This is a genomic window from Kitasatospora sp. NPDC004289 (genome assembly GCF_053602875.1).
Map to the genome: position 1 here is coordinate 40380 of NZ_JBSGEL010000043.1, position 22052 is coordinate 62431.

The window sequence follows — 22052 nt, forward strand, 5'->3', positions numbered from 1 at the left end:
GGGTGGTGTCCCGCTCCGACGTCCGGTGCGTCAGACGGCGCGCAGGGCGCCGGGGCGGCGGCCGGTGAGGCGGTCGAGGGCGGCGGCGGTGGCCTCGTCGGCGGGCAGGTGGACGATCAGGCGCTGCTCGTCGTCGGCGGGGAGGTCGAGGGTCTCGTAGGCCAGTCGCAGGGCGCCGGCCTCCGGGTGGGTCAGGCGGGTGGTGCCGCTGGTGCGGGGCAGACCGGCCAGCCGCTCCAGCCGGTGGCGGAACCCGGCACCGGCCGCCACCGTCAACTCGTCCATCAGGGCGGCGACATGGGGGTCCGAGCGGCCAGGGCCCTGCTTGAGGGCGGCCACCTGTTCGTCGGCCGCCTGCTCCCAGTCGGGGAGGGCGATGCGGGCCCGCGGGTCGGTGAAGACGTAGCGGGGGAGGCTGGGCCACGGGCCGTCCAGCAGGCCGATCGGCTCCATCAGCAGGCGGTAGCCGGAGGTGGCGGCGAGCACCTCGCCGAGCCGGTTGACCAGGACGGCGGGGCCCGGCTCCAGCCGGTCGAGCAGGGCCCGCACCGTCGGCCGGACGGCCCGGCGGGGCTGGGCGCCGCCGGTGCAGCTGAACGAACCGTCGGCTCCCTTGGCGAGGCGGTGCAGGTGCACGCGCTCGGACATGGTCATCCGCAGCGCGTCGCCCAGTGCGCCGAGCACCTCGGTGGAGGGCCGGCGGTCCCGGCCCTGCTCCAGCCGGGTCAGGTACTCCACGCTGACCCCGGCGAGGGTGGCGAGTTCGGACCGGCGCAGCCCCGGTGTCCGGCGGCGGGTGCCGGTCGGCAGACCGGCCTCGGCGGGCGTCACCGACTCGCGGCGCAGGCGCAGGAAGAGTCCCAACTCGTTGTCGCTCATGGGGGCGACGCTAACAGGCGGGGCGCGGCGGATCGTGGCCCTGGTACTACCACCCTCGGCGCGGTCTCCCTCCGGCTCCGGTGGGGCGGCAGATTGGTGGAGCGGCCCCGGTCGGGGGCCGGTCCGGAAGATCCGATCCATCGTCAGGAGCATTTCCATGTCCGGTGACAAGCTCAATCTGGTCGTCCTCGTCGGCAGCGTGCGGGAGGGCCGCTTCGGCCCGGTGGTGGCCGACTGGTTCGCGGGCCGTGCGGCGGAGCACGGCGCGTTCGCGGTGGAGGTGGTGGACCTCGCGGAGTACGACGTCCCGGTGTCGCTGCCGGCCACGCCGCCCGCGATGCACCCCGAACTGCCGCGCCCCGAGCGGATGGCGGGGCTGACGGCGAGGCTGGCGGACGCGGACGCGGTGGTCGTCCTGACGCCCGACTACAACCGCAGCTTCCCGGCCTCCCTGAAGGCGGCCGTCGACTGGTACTACCAGGAGTGGGCTGCGAAGGCGGTCGGCTTCGTCGGCTACAGCGGTGCCAGCGGCGGCGTGCTGGCGATCGAGCAGCTGCGGCAGGTCTTCGGCGAGTTGAACGCCCACGCGGTGCGGGAGTACGTCTCCTTCCCCCGGTTCTACGAACTCTTCGCGGCCGACGGCACCCTGCACGCCCCGGACGGCCCCGAGGCGGCGGCCAAGGCGATGCTCGACCAGCTCGCCTGGTGGGGGTCGGTGCTCCACGACGCCCGCCGGGACCGGCCGTTCGTGGCCTGAGGCTGGGCCGGCTGGGCCGGCTTGTAGAGCCGGGCGCCACCCACCGCCTGGAGGGCGGCGACCGGGGTGAGCAGAGTGGCCGGCCCCATGATCGCGGCGCATCCCAGGACCACGAGGAAGATCAGTTCGAAGATCGCGCCGCACGCTCCGGTTCGGACCCAAGCGGCGGTCACGTGTGCCAAATGCCCGGTGTTGGGCGGAAATTGGCAGGAGGGAAACGTCCGGGTCCTTGTGTGCGGGGCGGGTTGCGTGGAGACTGCCGGGCAATCGTTCGAGGTGCTCGGCAGGAGGGGAGGGTGGGGCGGATGGCCGTACGGCGGTACTGGTACGTGCTCGCGCTGTTCGGGGTGCTGATCGGCTGTTCGCTGCCGCTGTACCGGGTGCCCGTGGACGGCTGCCGCCAGGTGGTGCCCGACGGGTTCTGCGCGGCGGTGGTCTTCCGCTCGCCCGGCGGGCTGCTCGGGACCCACGAGCTGGCCCGGCCGGGGTGGCTGGCGGTGTACTGGGCCCTCGCGCTGGTGCTCGCCTGCTGGCTGGTGCTGCGCCGCTACCGGCGGGCCGGGCGGCCGGTGCGGGTGGTGCCGGCGGTGCTCGGGATGGTGCTGCTCGGCGGGGCGGCGGCGGTGCTCACCGTGATCGGGTGGAACGGGCTGCGCAGCCCCTCGGCCTGGGCCGCCTCGGCGCACCTGTTGGTCTTCAACGGTGCCACCCCGCTGGTGGTCGCGGCCGGGGCCCTGCTGCTGCTCGGGGCGGGGGAGCGCAGCTGGGTGCTGCTGCTCTTCGCGCTCGGCTTCGCGGCGGTCGCGTACGGCTGCGCCACCTACGACCCGCTGCACCTCGCGGAGCGGCTGGGCTGGGTGGTCGAACTGCCGGACGGGCTGGTGGAGTACCGGCCCGCCCTCCACCTGGCGATCCCGGCCGCCGTGCTGCTCGCCGCGGCCGTGGCGGCCGGCCTGACGGGTCGTTTCACCCGGGGCACCGGCGGCCGCCACGCCCGCGAGGAGGAGTAGCGGCCCCGCCGGTCCCGTCGGCCGTGCCTGGCCGGCTGCCCGTCTGGCTGCCGGTCCGACAGGCCCCGTCAGCCGAGTACGGCGGTGGTGAGTTCGGCGACCGCCGTGGCGAGGGGGGCGATCGGGACGGCGATGGCGGTGAGGCGGTCCAGGGCGCGGCGCAGGACGCCGGGCTGGGGGTCGTCCTCGGCGAGCTCCTCGCGCAGGCGGCGGAGTTCGACCTGCGGGGTCTCGGGGTCGGGGAGTTCGCCGGCGTGGGCGGTGAGCAACTGCTCGATGACGGCGAGGAGTTCCTCGACCCGGCGGGACGGGGCGGCGGGCTGGAAGGCGATCTGGTGGGCGATGGCCCGGGCGCCGGGGCCGACGGCCTGGTTGCCGACCTGGCTGTGGCCGCCGGACTGCTGGACGCCGTAGTTGGCGCCGGGGTCGGAGTGGGTCAACGCTGGCTCCTCGGTTGCTGGACGGACGGTGCGGCCGGTGCGGGGGAGGACTGGGCGAGGGCGCCGGGGCCGACGGCCTGGTTGCCGACCTGGCTGTGGCCGCCGGACTGCTGGACGCCGTAGTTGGCGCCGGGGTCGGAGTGGGTCAACGCGGGCTCCTCGGTTGCTGGACGGACGGTGCACCCGGTGCGGGGGAGGACTGGGCGAGGGCGCCGGGGCCGACGGCCTGGTTGCCGACCTGGCTGATCCCGCCCTGTTGGATGACCCCGAAGTTCACCAGGTTGTTCTGCTGCTGGGCGGTCAGCGGGCCGGTGTCCACGCCGTGCTCGTCCAGGAAGTCGCGGACGGCGGTGAGCGCGTGCTGGAACAGGGCCAGGGCGGTGTGGACGCAGTCGCTCTCCTGGTAGTGGTTCGGGAAGCCCGGGCCCGCGGCGGCCTCCCGGACGCTGAGGCGGGCGCCGTGGTCGAACGCCGGGTCGTGTGCGAGGGCGAGGAGCCCCCGCCGCAGCCGGTTGCGGTGGCGGCGGTCGTAGCCGGCCAGGTCGAGGTAGGCGGAGGGGGCCCGGCGCAGCAGGGTGGGGGCCTGGCCGAGGGCGGCGAGCCGGAGGGCGTCCAGCCGGGCGGCCGAGAGCTCGCGCGGGAGCAGGTCGACCTCGTGGTGGGCGGCCAGGACCGGCCGCAGGACGTGCAGCGCGGAGTCCAGGTGGAGGGTCCGCCCGCTGATGGAGACCCGGAGGAAGTGACTGGGCACCACGTCGTCGCCCCAGAGCGGCAGATGGGCGACCAGGTGGTGGCGGGCCCGGCCGTCGGGGTCGAGCGCGATCTCCCTGACCTGCTCCTCGGACAGTCGGGTGACCGGGTGGAGCAGGTCGGCCGGGAGCAGCCGGGGATCGTCGGCGGCCACCGTGCCGTGGACCCAGACGCGGTGCTCCAGCCGCAGGCCCGCCAGGTCGGCCTCGGCGCCGCCCGGGGGCTCGGCGGAGTGCCGGTCGGAGGTCTCCCGGAGCCGGTCGCGCACGGCCGTGATCAGCTCCCAGGCGTCGAACTCCCGTATCGCGGACGGCTGTCCGCCCGGCAGGGCGCCCCCGGGCAGCAGGGGGACGACGATCGGCGGGACGGTGGCGAGGGCCGGGCCGTAGCCGAGGAACGGCAGGTAGCTGCTGTGCACGGTGACGTTGCCCTGCTGGGCCCGGGCGATGGCCAGCAGGCGCTCACCGGTCCAGTCGGGGCCGAGCGGCTCGACCGGTGCGTCCGGCCGGAAGGCCTCGCGGTGGAGCTGGCCGCGCAGCCGGGCGTCCACGTCCCGGACGTGACGCAGGGTCAGCAGCTGGGCGGCGGCCAGTCCGCCGACCATGGCCAGCAATGCCGGGACGCCGGCCAGGTAGCCCCCGGTCAGCCAGGCCCAGAACCCGGGGGGTTCGTACGCCGCCAGCAGGGCCAGGGCGGCCGCCGGGACGGCCGCCGCCACCGGGACGGTGAGCAGCAGCAGGACCAGCGCGCGGGGGGTGACGCCCTCGCGGCGCCCGCGCTCGGACCCCTCCGAGCGGTCGTACCGGCCGCTCCGGGCGGCGGCGCCGAGCACGGCCAGGACCAGGCCGGTGAGCAGCAGCCAGAGCGGGCTGACCAGCAATAGCGCCAGGAAGGCCAGGGCCAGCGCGCCGTCGCGGCGGCGGCGCAGGGCCTGGGCGGCCAGCGCGTGCCGGGCGACCGGCACCAGGTCCACCCCCGGTGAGGCGGCGACCGCGCCGAGCTCGTCCGCGACCAGCTCCTCGGTGACCAGGCGGGCGAAGGCGGGGTCGGTGTAGACGGCGGCGCTCAGGTACCGGGTGACGTCGCCGGGATCACTGCCCAGCGGGACGCCGGCGGAGTGCGGCACGGACATCGCGGAGCTCCGTTCGGAGGGCGGGGCGGCCGGGCGGGTCCGGCGACCCGGGCCGAGACCCGGGCGGCGGGCCGTGGACGGGTGGCCGAGGGGGTCCGTACCGAGACCGGACAGGGCGAGGGCGAGGGCGCCCGCCAGCAGCAGGCCGAAGTCCGCGGAGACCGGGAAGAGCAGGTCGACCCCGGCGCTGGACAGCTCCGAGCCCCGGAGCACCAGGAACAGCGTGGCCCAGTGGGCCAGCGAGGCCAGCACGGTGGCGAGGGTGGCGGTGCCCACGCAGCCGGCCAGCAGTCGGCCGCGGCCCTGGCCGATCGGCACCAGCCGTGGTGTCCACCAGAGCAGCGCCAGCAGCAGGACGACGGTGGAGGTGGTGCTGATGATCCGGCCGTCGGTCTCGCTCAGCCGGAGCACGGTGCCGACCAGGTCCTGGTCGGACAGCCAGGCCGGGAACCGGAGTTGGTACAGCAGCCAGCGGAGCACCGGGTTGTCCGCGTCGGGTGCGGGGAGTGCGTGCTGGGTCCACGGGAGGCCGGTGAGCAGGAGAACCAGGACGAGCAGGTGCACCCTGCGCCGCACGGCCCGGTGGGTGGCGCCGTCCGGTTCCATCTGCCCCCCATGCGTCAGGTGGCAGCACTCTACGTTTCCGGACGGCGCCTGTCAGGACAACTGACCTGCCGGGTCAGGCCTTGCGGGCCACGCCCGCCCAGATCGCGGTCTCGGCGTCGGTGGGCTTGGCGGCCTCGTCCGGGCGCCAGGTGGGGGCGGTGACCAGGCCGGGCTCCAGCAGCTCCAGGCCGTCGAAGAAGCGCAGCACGTCGGCCCGGGGACGCATGGTGAGCTGGGCGGTGGCGGTCTTGTAGACGGCCGGGCCCTTGGAGGCCTGCTCGGGGGTGGAGAAGTCGCCGGTGCCGTGCGAGACCGCCAGGAAGCTGCCGGAGGGCAGGGCGTCGACCAGGGTGCGGACGATCTCCCACGGGTCGTCGGCGTCGTCGATGAAGTGCAGCACCGCGAAGAGCAGCAGGGCCACCGGCCGGTCGAAGTCGATCACCTTGCGGACCGCGGGGTCCTCCAGGATCGCCTCCGGGTCGCGCAGGTCGGCCTGGACCACGGTGGCGTTGCCCGCGCCGGCGGCGGAGAGCAGGGCGCGGCTGTGCACCAGCACGATCGGGTCGTTGTCCAGGTAGGCGACCTTGGCGTCGGGGTGCACCTGCTGCGCGATCTCGTGGGTGTTGCCCGAGGTGGGGATGCCGGTGCCGATGTCCAGGAACTGCGTGATGCCGTGCTCGGTGGCCAGCTCGCGCACCGCGCGCTGGAGGAAGGCGCGGTTGGCCTGGGCGCTGATCCGCACCAGCGGGCTGAGTCCGAGCACCTTCTCGGCGGCCTCCCGGTCGGCCGGGAAGTTGTCCTTGCCGCCCAGGTAGTAGTCGTACATCCGGGCCGGGTGCGGCACCTCGGGGCGCAGGTCGGTGGGCGGCCGCACCTCGTCCTGGTCGCCCGACATCCAGTCCAGCGAGACGTCCTGATGGTCGGTCATGTCTGTTCTCCCCCGTGGCTGTTCGAGACGGCCGGGTGCCGTGGTGCCGGGCTGTGCCAGAGGCAGCATAGATGGCTCAGGGCCGTTCGGGGGACGCCTCGGTGCCCTGGGCCGGATCGCTGGTGAGGAGGTAGCGGGCTCCGGAGCCGGCGGCGGCCGCGCGGTCGCCCGCGTTGTAGAGGGCGCAGCGGGACAGCGAGAGGCAGCCGCAGCCGATGCAGCCGGTGAGCTTCTGCTTGAGGCGCTCCAGCTCGGCGATCTGCTCGTCGATCCGGGACTGCCAGGACACGGCGACCCGGCTCCACTCCCCGGCGTTGGGCGCGCGCTCGGCCGGGAGCCGGTCGAGCGCGGTGCGGGCCTCGTCCAGCGAGAGCCCGACCCGCTGGGCGGCCCGGACGAAGGCGACCCGGCGCAGGGTGGCCCGGGCGTAGCGGCGCTGGCCGCCGGCGGTGCGTTCGGCGTGGATCAGGCCGAGCTTCTCGTAGTAGCGCAGCGCGGAGGTGGCCAGGCCGCTGCGGGCGGAGAGTTCGCCGATGGTGAGGAGGTCGTGCCGGGAGAGCGCCATGGGCGGAACACTAACGGTCCTCCGGAGGCCGGTCGGGGGCGGCTTGACTTGAAGTGCGCTTCACCTTGCACGCTTCTGTCCATGACCTCCGCAGCCACCGCACCGCAGAGTTACGGACACCACGACCTGGCCGACCTGATGGCCCTGATGACCGGCGCCGAGAAGCACGGCCCGGCCGCGACCTCCACCCTGGACGTGCTCTGGGTGCTCTACGACCGGGTGCTCCGGGTCTCCCCGCAGACCCTGGAGGACCCCGAGCGGGACCGCTTCCTGCTCTCCAAGGGCCACGGCCCGATGGCCTACTACGCCGTGCTCGCCGCCAAGGGCTTCCTGGACCCGGCGGTGCTGCCGAGCTTCGGCGCCTACGACTCCCCGCTCGGGCACCACCCGGACCGCCTGCTGGTGCCGGGCGTCGAGATCGGCTCCGGCTCGCTCGGCCACGGCCTGCCGCTGGCGGTGGGCACCGCGCTCGGCCTGCGGGCCCAGGGGCTGACCGGCCCGGCGGTCTGGGTGCTGCTCGGCGACGCCGAGTTCGACGAGGGCAGCAACCACGAGGCGGTCGCCTTCGCCGGAGCGACCGGACTGGACCGGCTGCACGCCGTGGTGATCGACAACTCCTCGGCCACGCACGGCTGGCGGGGCGGGATCGCCTCCCGCTTCGAGGCCGAGGGCTGGTCGGCGGTCACGGTGGACGGCCGGGACCACGAGGCGCTGCACCGGGCGTTCACCGCCCCGCACGACGGGCGGCCGCGCGCGGTGATCGCCCGGGTCGAGCCCAAGAACTGACGAAGAGGAACAGGGGAGAGGGAACGATGGAGACCACCGAGACCATGCGCGACCGCTTCATCGGGATCACCGGTGAACTGCTTGAGCAGGACCCGAGGTTGGCCGTGGTGCTGGCCGACATCAGCGCCGCCAGCCTGGAGGCGGAGGCCGCCCGGCACCCGGACCGGGTGATCAACGTCGGCATCCGGGAGCAGCTGCTGATCGGCGTGACGGGCGGGCTGGCGCTGGCCGGGCTGCGTCCGATCGCCCACACCTTCGCCAGCTTCCTGGTGGAACGGCCCTTCGAGCAGGTCAAGTTGGACCTGGGCCACCAGGGCGTCGGCGCGGTGCTGGTCAGCGCGGCGGGCTCGTACGACTGGCCGGCCGGGGGTCGTACCCACATGGCGCCGGGGGACGTCGCCCTGCTGGACACCCTGCCGGGCTGGACGGTGCACGTGCCGGGCCATCCGGACGAGGCGGAGCGGCTGCTGCGGCACGCGGCGGCGGACGGCGACGAGAAGGTGTACGTCCGGCTGTCGGTGCACCGGAACGCGGAGGCGATGCCGGTCGCGCCGGGCAGGTTCCTGACCGTGCGGCAGGGGCGGCGCGGGGTGGTGCTCGCGGTCGGGCCGATGCTGGACGCGGTGCTCGCGGCCACCGAGGGGCTGGACGTGACGGTGCTCTACGCGGCGACGGTGCGGCCCTTCGACGGGGCGGCGCTGCGGGCGGCGGTCGGGGACGGGCCGGCGGACGTGGTGCTGGTCGAGCCCTACCTGGCGGGCACCTCGGTCGGGGAGGCCAACGACGCGCTGGCGGAACTGCCGCACCGGGTGCTGGGGCTGGGCGTGCCGAAGGAGGAGCACCGGCACTACGGGACGATCCCGGAGCACCTGGCCGCCTACGGGCTGGACGCGGCGGGGCTGCGGGCGAGGATCGCGGCGTTCCTGCGGTGAGGGGGCCGCTGCGCGGGGCTCGAGCCGTTCCTGCGGTGGTTCAGTCGATCTCCAGGAGGGCGGTCGAGTCCGGGCCCAACAGGAGGCCGTCCGGGGTCTGTTCGGCCTTGCCGAAGGTGGCCAGGGGGGTGCCCGGGGGGACGGGGAGGAGGCGGTCCTCGGGGGCGAGGTTGACCGCGAGGCGGTGGGGGCCGCGGTGGACAACCAGCCAGCGGCCGAGCTCGTCGACGTCGACCCGGACGGCCGAGAGGTCGGGGTCGACGAGGGCGGGGTGGGCGCGCCGCAGACGGATCAAGGTGCGGTACCAGTCGAGGAGTTCGGCGTGGTGGCGGGCGCCGGGCTCGGTCCAGTCGAGGGTGGAGACCAGGACGGTGGCGGGGGCCTGCGGGTCGGGGACGTCCTCGGCGGCCCAGCCGTGGGAGGTGAACTCGCGGCGCCGGCCCTGCCGGACGGCCTCGGCCAGCTCCGGGTCCGGGTGGCTGGTGAAGTACTGCCAGGGGGTGGCGGCGCCCCACTCCTCGCCCATGAAGAGCATCGGGGTGAACGGCGAGGTGAGCACCAGCGCCGCCCCCGCTGCCAGCCGGCCGGGGGAGAGGGTGGCGGAGAGCCGGTCGCCCAGCGCGCGGTTGCCGATCTGGTCGTGGGTCTGGGTGTAGCCGAGCAGCCGGTGGCCGAAGGCGGCGGGGAACGGGCGGCCGTGGCTGCGCCCCCGGAACGAGGACCAACTCCCGTCGTGGAAGAAGCCCTTGGTGAGGGTCTTGGCCACGGCGGCGAGCGGTGCGGCGGCGAAGTCGCCGTAGTACGCCTGGGACTCACCGGTGAGGGCGGCGTGCAGCGCGTGGTGGAAGTCGTCGCTCCACTGGGCGGTCAGGCCGAGGCCGCCGGACTGCCGGGGGTTGGTGGTGCGCGGGTCGTTGAGGTCGGACTCGGCGACCAGGAACAGCGGCCGCCCGGTGGCTGCCCCCAACTTCTCGACCTCGACCGCGAGTTCCTCCAGGAAGGGGTAGGCCCGGTCGTCGGCCAGGGCGTGCACCGCGTCGAGGCGCAGCCCGTCGATCCGGTAGTCCCGCAGCCAGGCCAGCGCGCTGCCGATCAGGTAGGCGCGGACCTCATCGGAGCCGGGGGCGTCCAGGTTCACCGCCGCGCCCCAGGGGGTGTGGTGGCGGTCGGTGAAGTACGGGCCGAAGGCCGGGAGGTAGTTGCCGGAGGGCCCGAGGTGGTTGTGCACCACGTCGAGGACCACCCCGATGCCCTTGCGGTGCGCCGCGTCGACGAAGCGCTTGAGCCCCTCCGGTCCGCCGTAGGGCTCGTGCACCGCCCAGAGCGAGACCCCGTCGTAGCCCCAGCCGTGCCGCCCGGGGAAGGGGCAGACGGGGAGCAACTCCACGAAGTCCACGCCCAGTTCGACCAGGTGGTCGAGGCGCTCGGCGGCCGAGGCGAAGGTGCCGCCGGGCGTGAAGGTGCCCACGTGCAGCTCGTACACCACGGCCCCGGGCAGCGCCCGGCCCTGCCAGGGGGTGTCGGACCAGTGGAAGGCGGCGTGGTCCACGGGGCGGCTGAGGCCGTCCGGCCCGTACGGCTGGCGGGGCGAGCGCGGGTCGGGCAGCGGGCGGCCGCCGTCGAGGCGGAAGCCGTAGTCGCCCTCCGGCGCCTCGGCCCGCCACCAGCCGGCCCGGCCGGGCCAGGGCGCCATGGGGTGGGCGTCGCCGTCCACCTCGACCTCCACCCGGGACGCCACCGGCGCCCAGACCTGGTACTGCGTCACAGGGCGCTCCTCGTGCTGCGGTCGTGGGTCCGGCCCGGGCCGGCGGTCAAGTCTGGACCAGGAGGGCGACGGGAAGGGTGGCGAACAGCTCGGCCACCGGTACTTGTCCGCCTCCGAACCGACGTTGCGTCAGCTCCTCGTGCCAGGTGCCCGGCGGCAGCTCCAGCGTGGTGGTGCGCCAGCCGCCGGAGCGCTCCAGCCCGTACGGCAGCCTGGTCACGGCGGTGACGGTGCGCCCGCCCCGGGCGAAGGCGAGCAGGTGGCCGGCGGCCGGGCCGACGGCGGCCAGCGGGCGGTAGGGGCCCGGCTCCCCGGCCCGGCGCAGGTGGAGGGCGGTGGTGGTGAGGTGGAGCTTCTCCCGTGCCGGGTCGCCGTGCCGGGGAGCAGCGGAGTCGGTGAGGCGGACGGCCAGGGCGTCCAGGTCGACGGGGGCGCGGTTGTCCGGGTCGACCAGGGTGTGCAGCGGCTCCTCGCTGCCCTGGTAGAGGTCGGGCACGCCGGGGCCGGTGAGGTGGAGGAGGGCGGCGGCGAGCGAGTTGCTGCGCGCGTAGGGGGCGATCGAGTCGACGAAGCCCTCGATCCGGGGGCGGAGGGAGGCGTTGGCCAGGGCGGCCCGGGCGTGGTCGAGCACGGCCCGCTCGTACCGCTCGTCGGGGTCGGTCCAGGAGGTGGCGAGCTTGGCCTCGCGGACGGACTTGAGCAGGGTGGAGCCGAGCCGCTCGGGGGTGATCGGCCAGGCGGCCACCAGGGTCTGCCAGAGCAGCCAGGCGGTGGGCCGGTCCGGGCAGGGCCCGGCGGCGGTGGTCCAGGCCGCGCACTCGGCGGCCCAGCGCCCGGGCAGCTCGGCGAGCACGGCGAGGCGGGCCCGGGCGTCGGCGCTGCGCTTGGTGTCGTGGGTGGAGAGGGCGGTCATGGAGTGCGGCCGGTGCGCGTCCAGGTAGCCGTACCAGGCGTGGAACTCGGCCGGGCTCAGACCGGGGCGGGCGGGGCTGCCGCCGACCTCGTTCAGGCCGATCAGCGCGTTGAAGCGGTAGAAGGCGGTGTCCTCCACGCCCTTGGCGGCCACGGCGGCGGCGGTCTGGCCGAGGCGCGCGCAGAACTCGTCCTTGGCCGGGCCGCGCCCGTGCTCGCCGAGGGCCAGCGCCCGGACCAGCCCGGCGGCGCCGCTCAGCCGGGCCGGCACTCCGGCCAGTGCCGCGCTCACGCCCTCGACGGCCTCGGGCGGAGCCGGCTCGCCGGGCACCACGTAGGGACGGTAGACCGGATAGGCCGTCAGCAGCTCGGCCAGCACCTCCCGGACCGCCCAGGCCGGGTGGTCGGCCAGGCCGGTGTCGGCGGCGCAGATCCGGCCGACCAGGCGGACCAGGCGGCCCAGCTCGGCCGACAACTCGCCGTCGGGGGTGAGGAGTTCGGCCCGGCCGTGGCGGATCTCGGCGAGCATCCCGGCCGTCCCGGCTGCCCCGGCTGTCCCGGCCGGGTCGCCGGCGGCGGGCTCGCCGGTCCCGGCGCCCGGCGGCCGCGCGCCGTCGGGGCCCGGGACTCCTGCGGTGCCGGGCCCGCCCGGGTCGGTGGGCGCGGAGCGCGCCGGGGCGTCGTGCCAGGAGCCCGCGCTGGGACGGGTGGGCTCGAAGTGGGCCGGGTCGTGGGAGGGCGGGGCGGGCTCGGCCGCCGCGCAGTCGGCCCGGTAGGCGGTGGCCAGCCGCTCGGCGCCGAGGTGGTCGGTGAGGACGCCGTCGATCCGGCGCAGCGCGTCGTAGCCGGTGGTGCCGGCGCAGGGCCAGTCGGCGGGCAGGCGCTCCTCGCCGGTGAGGATCTTCTCGACCACGGTGTAGGCGCCGCCGGTGGCCGCCGCCAGGCGGCGCAGGTAGCCGCGCGGGTCGGCCAGGCCGTCGGGATGGTCGATCCGGAAGCCGTCCAGGACGCCGTCGGCGTGCAGCCGCAGCAGGGTGCGGTGGGTGGCCTCGAAGACCTCGGGGACCTCGACCCGGACCGCGATCAGCTGGTTGACGGTGAAGAACCGGCGGTAGTTCAGCTCGCTGTCCGCCACCCGCCACCAGGCCGGCCGGTACCACTGGTGCTGGACCAGCTCCGCGAGCGGGAGGTGCCCGGTGCCGGGCCGGATCGGCAGGGCGTGCTCGTGGTAGCGCAGGACCTCCCCGTCGACCGTCAGCTGGTCGAGCACCTCGCCGAGCCGCCCGCCGAGCAGCGGCAGCAGGACGCGCCCGCGCTCCGGCGCGTCGGCCGGGCCGTCCTGGGCGGACCAGTCGATGTCGAACCAGGCCGCGTACGGGGAGTCCGGGCCGTCCCGGAGCACCTGCCAGAGCGGCTGGTTGAGCCGCTCGGGGACGGGCAGTGCCATGTGGTTGGGCACCACGTCGGCGATCAGCCGCAGGTCGTGGCGGTGCGCCTCGGCCGCCAGCGCGCGCAGCGCGGCCTCGCCGCCGAGCTGCTCGCTGATCCGGGTGTGGTCGACGGTGTCGTAGCCGTGGGTGGAGCCGGGGGCGGCCTCCAGCAGCGGGGACAGGTGCAGGTGCGAGACGCCCAGGGCGGCCAGGTAGGGCACCGCCCGGCGGGCGTCGTGCAGGGTGAAGGCGGGCTGGAGCTGGAGGCGGTAGCTGGCGGTGGGCGGGCGCGACTGCGCTGACGTCATGGGGTGATGGGTACCCGCCCACCGGGCCCGTTATGGCGGTGTTGGTGCGAACGGCGTAGCCGTGTCAGGTCGTGACGCGCCGTCAGCCGCGCGGTCAGCCGGCCGCCGGGCGCGGCCCGACGCCGTGCAGCAGGGTCTCGACGATCCGGGTGGCCAGGGTGTCCGGGTCCGGGTCGCCGGGGAGCGGGCCGCCGTGCAGGGCCTCGCCGATCAGGGCGTAGAGGACCCGGCGCGCCCACTCGGGGTCGGCATCGGCGGCGATCACGCCGTCGTCCCGCATCCGGGAGAGCAGGGCGGTGCAGCGCCGGGCGATCTCCTCGTGGCGCCGGGCGGCCTGCTCGCTCAGGGTGGCGGCCGGGCCGAGCGCGAAGCCCCAGGCCCCCTTGACCCGCAGGACGTTGGCGGTGGCGCGGTGCAGGGCGACCAGCGGAGGGGCGGTCTCGGGGTTGCTGTCCTCGATGGCCCGCGCCAGCTTCTCGGCCGCGTCGGTGGCCAGTGCCTCCAACAGGGCCTGCCGGCTGGCGAAGCGGCGGTGGACGGTGATCCGGGTGACCCCGGCGGCCTCCGCGATCTGCTCCATCGAGGCGGCCGGATGCTCCGTCAGCACCCGCTCCGCCGCCTCCAGGATCGCGCGGACGCTGCGTTCGGCGTCGGCGCGCAGCGGGCGTCCCGCGGTCGTGCTCATCCCTGCCTCCAGACCGGTTCGTCGTCCCCGGAGACGTTACCGGGTGATTACTGATACTCCACTGTTGCATTTTTCTAGAGATCAGATACTGTCGTGTATCAGATGACGGAGCGTCAGCTCCCCGATCGAAGGAGTCCACCCATGCGCACCACCGCCCTGATCACCGGCGCGTCCTCCGGCATCGGCGCTGAGTTCGCCGAGCAGCTCGCCGCCCGGGGCCACGACCTCGTCCTGCTCGCCCGCTCCGCCGACCGGCTCACCGAGCTCGCCCGCCGGCTCGGCGAGGCCCACGGGGTGAGCGCCCACGTACTGGTCCAGGACCTCGCCGAGCCGGACGCCGCCCGCCGGGTCGGCGCCGAACTGGCGGAGCGGGGGCTGGAGGTGGGCCTGCTGGTCAACAACGCCGGCTTCGGCACCTGCGGCCGCTTCGAGGAGAACGACCCGCGCCGCGACCACGAGCAGCTGATGGTCAACGTGGTGGCGCTGGTCGGCCTCACCCACGAGCTGCTGCCCGGCATGCTGGCGCGCGGCCGCGGCTCGGTGGTGAACGTGGCCTCCACCGCCGCCTTCCAACCGACCCCGTACTTCGCCGTCTACGGCGCCTCCAAGACCTTCGTGCTGGACTTCGGCCTCGCCCTGCACCAGGAGTACCGCCGGCGCGGCATCAAGGTGCTGACGCTCTGCCCGGGCCCGGTGGAGACCGGCTTCTTCGAGGTGATCGGCACCCGGAAGGCGGCCGTGACGGGATCCTTCGCCCTGCCGGCGACGGTGGTGCGGGCGGCGCTGCGCGCGCTGGACCGCGACCGGGCCTACGTCACCCCCGGGCTGTCCAACCTCGTCGGCGCCCATCTGACGCCGCGTCGGCCGCGCACCCTGGTGGCGGCGGTCGCCGAGCGGATGTCGCGCGGGGCCCGGGACGCCGAGAAGACGGCGCCGCCCGCCCCGCGGGTGGCGGAGCGGGCGGCCTGAGCCGGGCACGCGTCAGGCGGGCCGCTGGAGCACCATCAGCGAACGGTCCGTCAGCCAGAGGGTGTCCCCGGCCTTGACCCGGGTGCCGGTGCCGCGGGCCGGGAGGGTGGGCAGGGTGGTGTCCACCACCACCTGCCACTCCTCGCCGTGGTCGGCCGGGACGGTGAACTCCAGCGGCTCGGAGTGGGCGTTGAAGAGCAGCAGGAAGGAGTCGTCGACGATCTTGCCGCCGCGCCGGTCCGGCTCCGAGATGGCGTGCCCGTTGAGGAAGACCGAGAGCGACTTGGCGTAGCAGGTCGACCAGTCCTCCTGGGTCATCTCGTCCCCGGCGGGGGTGAACCAGGCGATGTCGGTGAGGTCGTCGTGGGTGCCGGAGACCGGGCGGCCGTGGAAGAAGCGGCGGCGGCGGAAGACCGGGTGGTCGCGCCGGAGCCAGATCATCCCCTGGGTGAACTCCAGCAGCGAGGCCTCCGGGCCCGGGGCCTTCGGCCAGTGCACCCAGGAGAGCTCGTTGTCCTGGCAGTAGGCGTTGTTGTTGCCCAGCTGGGTGCGGCCGAACTCGTCGCCGTGGGAGAGCATCGGCACGCCCTGGGAGAGGAAGAGCGTGGCGATGAAGTTCCGCTGCTGGCGTGCCCGCAGCGCCTCCACCTCTGCGTCCTCGCTGGGGCCCTCGGCGCCGCAGTTCCACGAGCGGTTGAACGATTCGCCGTCGCGGTTGTCCTCGCCGTTGGCCTGGTTGTGCTTCTCGTTGTAGGAGACCAGGTCCCGCAGGGTGAAGCCGTCGTGGCAGGTGACGAAGTTGATCGAGGCGATCGGGCGGCGGCCGTCGTTCTGGTACAGGTCGGAGGAGCCGGTGAGCCGGGAGCCGAACTCGGCCAGCGTCGCGTTCTCCCCGCGCCAGAGGTCGCGGACGGTGTCGCGGTACATCCCGTTCCACTCCGTCCAGAGCGGCGGGAAGTTGCCGACCTGGTAGCCGCCCTCGCCCAGGTCCCAGGGCTCGGCGATCAGCTTGGCCTGGGAGACCACCGGGTCCTGCTGGCAGAGGTCGAAGAAGGAGGACAGCCGGTCCACCTCGTGGAACTGCCGGGCCAGGGTGGCCGCCAGGTCGAAGCGGAAGCCGTCCACGTGCATCTCGGTGACCCAGTACCGCAGCGAGTCCATGATCAGCTGGAGCACGTGCGGGCTGCGCATCAGCAGGCTGTTCCCGGTGCCGGTGGTGTCCTCGTAGAACCGCTGGTCCTTGGCCAGGCGGTAGTACGAGGCGTTGTCCAGGCCGCGGAAGGAGAGCGTCGGGCCGAGGTGGTTCCCCTCCGCGGTGTGGTTGTAGACCACGTCGAGGATCACCTCGATGCCGGCCGCGTGCAGCGCCTTGACCATCGACTTGAACTCCTGCACCTGCTGCCCGCGGTCGCCGCCGGAGGAGTAGGAGGAGTGCGGGGCGAAGTAGCCGATGGTGTTGTAGCCCCAGTAGTTGGACAGCCCGAGGTCGCGCAGCCGGTGGTCGCGGACGAACTGGTGCACCGGCATCAGCTCGATCGCCGTCACCCCGAGCTTGGCCAGGTGCTCGATCACCGCCGGGTGGCCGATGCCCGCGTACGTGCCCCGGATCTCGTCCGGGATGCCGGGGTGCAGCCTGGTCAGGCCCTTGACGTGCGCCTCGTAGAGCACGGTGCGGTGGTAGTCGGTGCGCGGCGGGCGGTCGTTCCCCCAGTCGAAGTAGGGGTTGATCACCACGGAGTGCATGGTGTGCGGGGCGGAGTCCAGGTCGTTCCGCCGCTCGGGGGCGCCGAAGTGGTAGCCGTAGACCGACTCGTCCCAGTCGATGTGGCCGCTCATCGCCTTGGCGTACGGGTCCAGCAGCAGCTTGGAGCTGTTGTGCCGCTGGCCGAGCCCGGGGTTGTGCGGGCCGTGCACCCGGAAGCCGTAGCGCTGGCCGGGCTGGATCCCGGGCAGGTAGGCGTGCCGGACGAAGGCGTCCGTCTCGCGCAGCTCCACCGACTGCTCGGAGCCGTCCTCGCCGAGCAGACAGAGCTCGATCCGGTCGGCGCTCTCGGAGAACACCGCGAAGTTGGTGCCGGCTCCGTCATAGGTGGCGCCGAGCGGGTACGGCTGCCCAGGCCAGATCTGCATCCTGCCTCAACTTCCCTGGCACATAGCGGAATTGACGCTTCAATCGAGATGCCCGGCATCCTGCCGGGGCATGCCCGTACGGCTCGTGCCGTGACGTACGGCACAGCTCGATGTTCCCCGGCCACCGCTCCTCGGACGAGCGAATGGCCGTCGGTTCGCCCGAACGAGTGTCCGTCCCCGGAGCATTCCCGCGCACTTGACGGAGTGCGGGGCACTCGCCGGAGCGAGGGTTGTGCGCGCAAGGGGCTGCGCCCCTCCAGCTGCGGGCAGTACTCTTGATCGTCCGTCAGATCGCGTCAGGTCGCGGCCGGACCGATCGCGGTGGGGCCCGGCAGCGGGCCGAGAGGTGTGAGGTAGCGCATGGTGGTCCCCGCCGACGGCGGCTCCGGGCGGAGCGAGGCGCCGACGGCGGTGCTGCGCGGCGGCCCCCCGAGGCGCCCCACCGTCCCGGCCCAGGGCGGTCCGGCGGAGAGCGTCCCGCTGGCGTGGACGGCGGGCCAGTGGGGGCAGGCCGACCAGCGGGTCCGGCTGGCGGGCCGCGCGTACGTCTGGCTCAACCTGGTCGAGCAGCGCCTGCGCTCCCTGGTGGACGAGGTGCTCCGCCCGGTCTACGCGCCCGCCCACGGCGAGGACTGGGTGACGGCCGCGGCCGGCCCGGCCGGCGAGGAGTGGGTGCACCGGGCCGGCGCGGTCCGCGAGGTCAGCCGCCGCAAGGGCTACCTGCTCGACCCGGCCGACGACGACCCGCTGGTCTTCCTCACCCTCCCGCAGCTGCGGGAGCTGATGGTGCAGCACTGGCCGTGCTTCGAACCGCACCTGATCGACCGCCGGGAGATCGAGCTCGCCCTGGACGAGCTGGAGGTCGCCCGGCACGTGGTCTCCCGCAACCGCAGCCTCTCCACCACCGTGCTGGCCCAGACCGAGCGGGCCGCCGCCCGGCTGCTCGGCCTGCTGGACGGCGGGGGCGGCGGCGGGGTGCCCGGCGACGTGGTCGAGGACCTGGTCGGCGGCCGCTTCGCCGACGTGGTCTCGGTGCACGCCGACCGGGTCCGGCTCCAGCGCGACCTGCCGGTGGAGGACCTGCTCGACGGCGCCCGCCGGCTGGACGCCCTCGGCATCGGCCTCGGCATGCTCTGCCAGAACTACACCGGCAAGCGCCTGGTCCGCCTCGCCTCCGACGGCTGCCGGGTGCGGCTGCTCTTCCTCAACCCGGCCGGCAGCGCCGTCCGCCGCCGCGAGCGCGAACTGGGCCTCGGGCGCGGCGAACTGGCCCGCTCGATCGAGATGAACATCATGCACGTCCGCCGGGTCCGGGCCCACCTGCGCGACCAGGCCTCCTTCGAGATCCGGGTCTTCGACGAGACGCCGCGCTTCACCGCCTACCTGGTGGACGGCCCGCGCACCCCCGGGCGGCGCCGCTCCGGCGACATCGGCGTGGTGCAGCCGTACCTGCGGCGCACCCGGGGCATCGAGTCGCCCGCGCTGGTGCTGCGCGGCGGCGGGGCCGAGCCGGGGCTGCTGGAGGTCTACCGCGAGGAGTTCGAGGACAGCTGGGGAGACTCCCGGGCGGTCTCGTGAGGACGGCCGCGCGGGTGGTGGTGACGGGACCCGGCGGGACCGGCTGTCACTGGGGCACGCGATGATGGGGTCCACAGCGACCGCACCGACGGAAGGACATCTCGGATGAGCTGGTGGAAGGAGCCCCTGGTCGGCTTCGATCTGGAGACCACGGGCACCGACCCGGCGACCTCCCGGATCGTCACCGCCGCGCTGGTCGACACCTTCGGCGGCCGCCCGGAGCGCGTGCTCAACTGGCTGCTCGACCCGGGCGTCCCCGTCCCGGCCGAGGCCACCGCGATCCACGGCATCACCGACGAGCAGGCCCGGCGGGACGGCCGCCCGGCCGCGCTCGCGGTCGAGGAGATAGCCCACGCCCTCTGCGAGCGGCTGGCCGCCGGCCGGCCGGTGGTGGCGTTCAACGCCCCGTTCGACCTGTCCCTGCTGGACGCCGAACTCGCCCGCCACGGCCGCCCCTCGCTGGCCGCCCGGCTCGGTGGCGAGGTCGTCCCGGTGATCGACGCGCTGGTCGTCGACCGCGCGGTGGACCGCTACCGCCGCGGCTCGCGCACCCTGCAGAACGTCTGCGAGGTCTACGGCGTCGAGCTCACCGACGCCCACGAGGCCGGCAGCGACGCCCTCGCCGCGGTCCGCGTCGCCGTCGCCCTCGGCGAGCGCTACCCGGCCGAGGTCGGCGCCCTGACGCCGGCCCAGCTGCACGCCCGTCAGATCGCCTGGCACCGCACCTGGGCGGCCGACCTCCAGGCCTGGCTGCGCCGCGAGAAGGACCCGGCGGCGGAGATAGACCCGACCTGGCCCCTGCGCTGACGGCTGCTGCCCGCGGTCGCGCGTCGGAAGGCGGCCCGCGGGCAGCTGAACCACCGTCAGCCGGATGCGGGTGCCGCGGTTCCGCTGCGCGCCCGCGCGGCGGAGCCGCAGATCGGCAGGGCCCCGGGCCCTCGGCGTGACCTTTGTCATGTTCGCCGTACGGGGCACCGAACCGGCCGTCTGCGTCCGGTCGCCGACTGTAGGCTCGCCGCCGTTCGTACCCGTCGGTAGGGGAGGTGCTCGGTGGCGGACAAGCTCGGCGGCCTGCTGCGCGGGTTCCGGGACGAGGCGGGCCTGACGCAGGAACAGGTCGCCGAACGGTCCGGGGTCAGCGTGCGCACCATCCGCCGCCTGGAGAGCGGGAGTTCCACCAACCACCGGATGGGCACGGTCCAGCTGCTCGCCGACGCGCTCGGCCTCGGCGAGCAGGACCGGGCCCGGCTGGCCGCGACCCTGGCCGGATCGCCCGGCGACCCGGTCGGCCCCACCACGCCGGCGACGACCACCGCCCCGGACGAACCGCCGGCCTCCGTACCCACCGCCCCGGACGACCTGACCGCGGCCGCGCTCGAACTGGCCACCGAGGTCCGGCGCCGCTGGCGGCGGGAGGAGGCCCAGCGCCGGGTCCACGACCCGTTCCCGCTGCCGGTCCGCTGGCAGGCGGCACCGTCCGGCCTGACGGACCGTCCGGAGAACATCCAGCGGCTCGGGCCGGGCGGCCGGTCGCAGGAGGTCGACCTCGGCGGCGACCTGCGCGCGGTGGCCGAGGTCTACCGCCGGATCCCGTCCGGCCGGCTGGTGATCCTCGGCCGGGCCGGCTCGGGCAAGTCCGTGCTGGCCATCCGGTTCACCCTCGACCTGCTCGCGGCCCCGGCGGCCGGCGGCCGGGTGCCCGTCATCCTCGGCGTGGGCTCCTGGGACCCGTCCACCACCGCCCTGCGGGACTGGCTGGTCGCCCGGCTGCTGCGCGACCACCCGCACCTGGCCCGCCGCAGCGCCCGGGGCGCCACCCTGGCGGCGGCGCTGGTCGACGCCGACCTGGTGCTCCCGGTGCTGGACGGCTTCGACGAGATGGCCCCCGGCCTGCGCCGCGAGGCCCTCGAAGCGCTCAACGCGACCTCCTCCCCCCTGGTGCTCACCAGCCGGCGGGCGGAGTACGCCGACGCGGTCGGAGCGGCCCACGCACCGCTGGTCTGGGCCGGTGCCGTCGAGCTCACCGACCTGACCCTCGACGACCTCGCCGACTACCTCCCCCGGACCACCCGTGCCCACCTGGCCACCGCCGATTCGGCGGCGCCCGCCGCGGGCCGTCCCGCCGAGGCGCCCGCCGGTGCCTGGGACGCGGTGCTCGCGCGACTGCGCCGTGCCCGGGACGCGCACGACCCCCGGGGTGCGGACCTGGCGGCGGTGCTGACCACCCCGCTGATGGTCATCCTGGCCCGGACGCTCTACAGCGACACACCCGGCCGCGACCCCGCCGAGCTCCTCGACCCCACCCGGTTCCCCACCGCCCGCAGCCTGGAGGAGCACCTGCTGGCCGGCTTCGTGCCCGCCGTCTACCGCCGCCGCGCCCCGGAGCGGGACGCCGGTGGCCGGCGGGCCGGGGCGCCGTTCGCCGACCCGGCCCGGGCCGAGCGCTGGCTCGGCCACCTCGCCCGGCACCTGAACCGGCTGGACCACGAGCAGCGCGACCTGGCCTGGTGGCAGCTCAGCGACTCGCTCTCCCGCCGCTCCCGGAGCCTGGCCGTCGTGCTGGCCACCGGACTCAGCGTGGCGATCGCGGACTGGCTGCTCTGCCTCCTCCTCAGCCCGCTCCCCGGGTTCCGACTCCTGCTCCAGGGAACGCTGCTGGGCCTGGCGGCCGGGCTCGCCTTCGGCTCCGTCTACGCGCTGGCGGACCGCTCGCGGAGCGGCGCGCCGCTCGAACCGGCGGGCGTCCGGCTGACCCTGCGGCGCGGACCCGGAGGGCTCGGCCGCCGACCGCTGCGCACCTTCGCGATCCGCGCCGGTCAGGGGCTGTTCGGCGGAGCCGTGATGGGCACCGGCTGCGCCCTCGCCCTCACCACCGAACGCGCGGTGGCCTCGGGGACCCCGCTCGCCGACCGGTGGGTCGTCGAGGGCACCCTGATCGACGTCCTGGTCTTCGCCCTCACCTTCGGCCTGGCCGCCGCCCTGGTCTTCGGGTTGGTGGCCGCGCTGGAGGCACCGGTCGACGTGACCGCCGCCGCCACCCCGGCCGTGCTGCTCGCCTCCAACCGCACCACCGTGGGCCGGCAGTTCCTGGTGCTGGCCCCGGCCCTCACCCTGGCCATCGCGCTCACCGGCCGCCTCCTGGTGCAGCTGCTCCGGGGCTCGCTGGACCGGCGGTTGGAATGGGAGTTCTGGGACGGCCTGCTGATCGGGGCGGTCGGCGGCCTGGGCGGCGCCGCCGCGTACCTGCTGGCCTTCACCGCCTGGGGCCAGTGGCTGCTGCTGGCCCGGATCTGGCTCCCGCTGACCGGCCGGCTGCCGTGGGACCCGGCGGCCTTCCTCGACGACGCGTACCAGCGCGGGGTGCTGCGGCAGACCGGTGCGGTGCACCAGTTCCGGCACCTCCGGCTGCAGCACCACCTCGGCGGCCGCTGCGGCCGGACGCCTCCGGGCCTCGGCCCGGGGCCGGCCGCCGGAGCCTGACGACCGGTCA

18 protein-coding genes are annotated in these 22052 nt (G+C 74.9%); 8 read left to right on the forward strand and 10 right to left on the reverse strand.

Going from position 1 to position 22052, the window contains the following annotated elements; translation table 11 throughout:
- Positions 1-30: 30 nt before the first annotated feature.
- Complete coding sequence (locus ACWEPF_RS26210) at positions 31-879, reverse strand: helix-turn-helix domain-containing protein (RefSeq protein ID WP_452174433.1); 849 nt, start codon at positions 877-879, stop codon at positions 31-33.
- Positions 880-1036: 157 nt separating this feature from the next.
- On the opposite strand from ACWEPF_RS26210, the gene ACWEPF_RS26215 reads away from it, so the two are divergent.
- Both ACWEPF_RS26215 and ACWEPF_RS26220 read left to right on the forward strand, forming a co-directional pair.
- Positions 1037-1636: an NADPH-dependent FMN reductase gene (locus tag ACWEPF_RS26215; RefSeq protein ID WP_452174434.1), complete on the forward strand. Its 600-nt coding sequence runs from the start codon at positions 1037-1039 to the stop codon at positions 1634-1636.
- Positions 1637-1941: 305 nt separating this feature from the next.
- Positions 1942-2646 carry a hypothetical protein gene (locus ACWEPF_RS26220; protein ID WP_345284237.1) on the forward strand — a complete coding sequence of 235 codons (705 nt, stop codon included), beginning with the start codon at positions 1942-1944 and terminating at the stop codon, positions 2644-2646.
- Positions 2647-2714: 68 nt separating this feature from the next.
- Here the strand turns inward: ACWEPF_RS26220 and ACWEPF_RS26225 are convergent, their stop codons facing one another.
- From ACWEPF_RS26225 to soxR, 5 genes are all read right to left on the reverse strand, one after another.
- The gene (locus ACWEPF_RS26225; protein WP_452174435.1) at positions 2715-3086 is read right to left on the reverse strand and encodes a DUF5955 family protein; all 372 of its coding nucleotides are present in this window, start codon (positions 3084-3086) and stop codon (positions 2715-2717) included.
- On the reverse strand, positions 3083-3235 hold the full coding sequence (locus tag ACWEPF_RS26230; RefSeq protein WP_452174436.1) for a hypothetical protein: 153 nt from the start codon (positions 3233-3235) through the stop codon (positions 3083-3085). The genes ACWEPF_RS26225 and ACWEPF_RS26230 overlap by 4 nt, the downstream gene beginning before the upstream one ends.
- Positions 3232-5574, reverse strand: coding sequence for a hypothetical protein (locus ACWEPF_RS26235; protein WP_452174437.1), 2343 nt, complete (start codon positions 5572-5574; stop codon positions 3232-3234). The genes ACWEPF_RS26230 and ACWEPF_RS26235 overlap by 4 nt, the downstream gene beginning before the upstream one ends.
- Positions 5575-5647: 73 nt before the next feature.
- The gene (locus tag ACWEPF_RS26240) at positions 5648-6502 is read right to left on the reverse strand and encodes an SAM-dependent methyltransferase (RefSeq protein ID WP_452174438.1); all 855 of its coding nucleotides are present in this window, start codon (positions 6500-6502) and stop codon (positions 5648-5650) included.
- Positions 6503-6578: 76 nt separating this feature from the next.
- Positions 6579-7067: a redox-sensitive transcriptional activator SoxR gene (gene soxR, locus ACWEPF_RS26245; RefSeq protein ID WP_452174439.1), complete on the reverse strand. Its 489-nt coding sequence runs from the start codon at positions 7065-7067 to the stop codon at positions 6579-6581.
- Between the two features lie 81 nt (positions 7068-7148).
- Between soxR and ACWEPF_RS26250 the strand changes: the two genes are divergently transcribed.
- Positions 7149-7853, forward strand: coding sequence for a transketolase (locus tag ACWEPF_RS26250; protein ID WP_452174440.1), 705 nt, complete (start codon positions 7149-7151; stop codon positions 7851-7853).
- Positions 7854-7879: 26 nt separating this feature from the next.
- Positions 7880-8785: a transketolase family protein gene (locus tag ACWEPF_RS26255; protein WP_452174441.1), complete on the forward strand. Its 906-nt coding sequence runs from the start codon at positions 7880-7882 to the stop codon at positions 8783-8785.
- Positions 8786-8825: 40 nt separating this feature from the next.
- Here ACWEPF_RS26255 and treZ read toward each other — a convergent pair whose 3' ends face one another.
- The 3 genes from treZ to ACWEPF_RS26270 all read right to left on the reverse strand — a co-directional run bounded on the left by treZ (position 8826) and on the right by ACWEPF_RS26270 (position 13885).
- A complete protein-coding gene (gene treZ / locus ACWEPF_RS26260) occupies positions 8826-10550 on the reverse strand; it encodes a malto-oligosyltrehalose trehalohydrolase (RefSeq protein WP_452174442.1) in 1725 nt (574 codons plus the stop codon).
- Between the two features lie 46 nt (positions 10551-10596).
- Positions 10597-13200 carry an alpha-amylase family glycosyl hydrolase gene (locus ACWEPF_RS26265; protein ID WP_452174443.1) on the reverse strand — a complete coding sequence of 868 codons (2604 nt, stop codon included), beginning with the start codon at positions 13198-13200 and terminating at the stop codon, positions 10597-10599.
- 94 nt (positions 13201-13294) lie between these two features.
- On the reverse strand, positions 13295-13885 hold the full coding sequence (locus tag ACWEPF_RS26270) for a TetR/AcrR family transcriptional regulator (RefSeq protein ID WP_452174444.1): 591 nt from the start codon (positions 13883-13885) through the stop codon (positions 13295-13297).
- A 141-nt stretch (positions 13886-14026) separates the two neighbouring features.
- Between ACWEPF_RS26270 and ACWEPF_RS26275 the strand changes: the two genes are divergently transcribed.
- Entirely contained in the window at positions 14027-14854 is an 828-nt protein-coding gene (locus ACWEPF_RS26275; RefSeq protein WP_452174445.1) for an SDR family NAD(P)-dependent oxidoreductase, read from the forward strand.
- 12 nt (positions 14855-14866) lie between these two features.
- On the opposite strand, the gene glgX is transcribed toward ACWEPF_RS26275, so the two are convergent.
- Complete coding sequence (glgX, locus tag ACWEPF_RS26280) at positions 14867-16984, reverse strand: glycogen debranching protein GlgX (protein WP_452174446.1); 2118 nt, start codon at positions 16982-16984, stop codon at positions 14867-14869.
- A gap of 360 nt (positions 16985-17344) precedes the next feature.
- Between glgX and ACWEPF_RS26285 the strand changes: the two genes are divergently transcribed.
- The 3 genes from ACWEPF_RS26285 to ACWEPF_RS26295 all read left to right on the forward strand — a co-directional run bounded on the left by ACWEPF_RS26285 (position 17345) and on the right by ACWEPF_RS26295 (position 22042).
- A complete protein-coding gene (locus ACWEPF_RS26285) occupies positions 17345-18562 on the forward strand; it encodes an SAV2148 family HEPN domain-containing protein (protein ID WP_345284214.1) in 1218 nt (405 codons plus the stop codon).
- A 105-nt stretch (positions 18563-18667) separates the two neighbouring features.
- A complete protein-coding gene (locus ACWEPF_RS26290) occupies positions 18668-19369 on the forward strand; it encodes an exonuclease domain-containing protein (RefSeq protein WP_452174447.1) in 702 nt (233 codons plus the stop codon).
- Positions 19370-19612: 243 nt separating this feature from the next.
- Positions 19613-22042 (forward strand): helix-turn-helix domain-containing protein, encoded by a 2430-nt coding sequence (locus ACWEPF_RS26295; protein WP_452174448.1) that lies wholly within the window; start codon positions 19613-19615, stop codon positions 22040-22042.
- Positions 22043-22052 lie beyond the last annotated feature (10 nt).

Coding starts and splice junctions, on each gene's coding strand:
- ACWEPF_RS26210 (WP_452174433.1), bottom strand. CDS start 879: ATGAGCGACAACGAGTTGGGACTCTTCCTGCGCCTGCGCCGCGAGTCG.
- ACWEPF_RS26215 (WP_452174434.1), top strand. CDS start 1,037: ATGTCCGGTGACAAGCTCAATCTGGTCGTCCTCGTCGGCAGCGTGCGG.
- ACWEPF_RS26220 (WP_345284237.1), top strand. CDS start 1,942: ATGGCCGTACGGCGGTACTGGTACGTGCTCGCGCTGTTCGGGGTGCTG.
- ACWEPF_RS26235 (WP_452174437.1), bottom strand. CDS start 5,574: ATGGAACCGGACGGCGCCACCCACCGGGCCGTGCGGCGCAGGGTGCAC.
- ACWEPF_RS26240 (WP_452174438.1), bottom strand. CDS start 6,502: ATGACCGACCATCAGGACGTCTCGCTGGACTGGATGTCGGGCGACCAG.
- soxR (WP_452174439.1), bottom strand. CDS start 7,067: ATGGCGCTCTCCCGGCACGACCTCCTCACCATCGGCGAACTCTCCGCC.
- ACWEPF_RS26250 (WP_452174440.1), top strand. CDS start 7,149: ATGACCTCCGCAGCCACCGCACCGCAGAGTTACGGACACCACGACCTG.
- ACWEPF_RS26255 (WP_452174441.1), top strand. CDS start 7,880: ATGGAGACCACCGAGACCATGCGCGACCGCTTCATCGGGATCACCGGT.
- ACWEPF_RS26265 (WP_452174443.1), bottom strand. CDS start 13,200: ATGACGTCAGCGCAGTCGCGCCCGCCCACCGCCAGCTACCGCCTCCAG.
- ACWEPF_RS26270 (WP_452174444.1), bottom strand. CDS start 13,885: ATGAGCACGACCGCGGGACGCCCGCTGCGCGCCGACGCCGAACGCAGC.
- ACWEPF_RS26275 (WP_452174445.1), top strand. CDS start 14,027: ATGCGCACCACCGCCCTGATCACCGGCGCGTCCTCCGGCATCGGCGCT.
- glgX (WP_452174446.1), bottom strand. CDS start 16,984: ATGCAGATCTGGCCTGGGCAGCCGTACCCGCTCGGCGCCACCTATGAC.
- ACWEPF_RS26285 (WP_345284214.1), top strand. CDS start 17,345: ATGGTGGTCCCCGCCGACGGCGGCTCCGGGCGGAGCGAGGCGCCGACG.
- ACWEPF_RS26290 (WP_452174447.1), top strand. CDS start 18,668: ATGAGCTGGTGGAAGGAGCCCCTGGTCGGCTTCGATCTGGAGACCACG.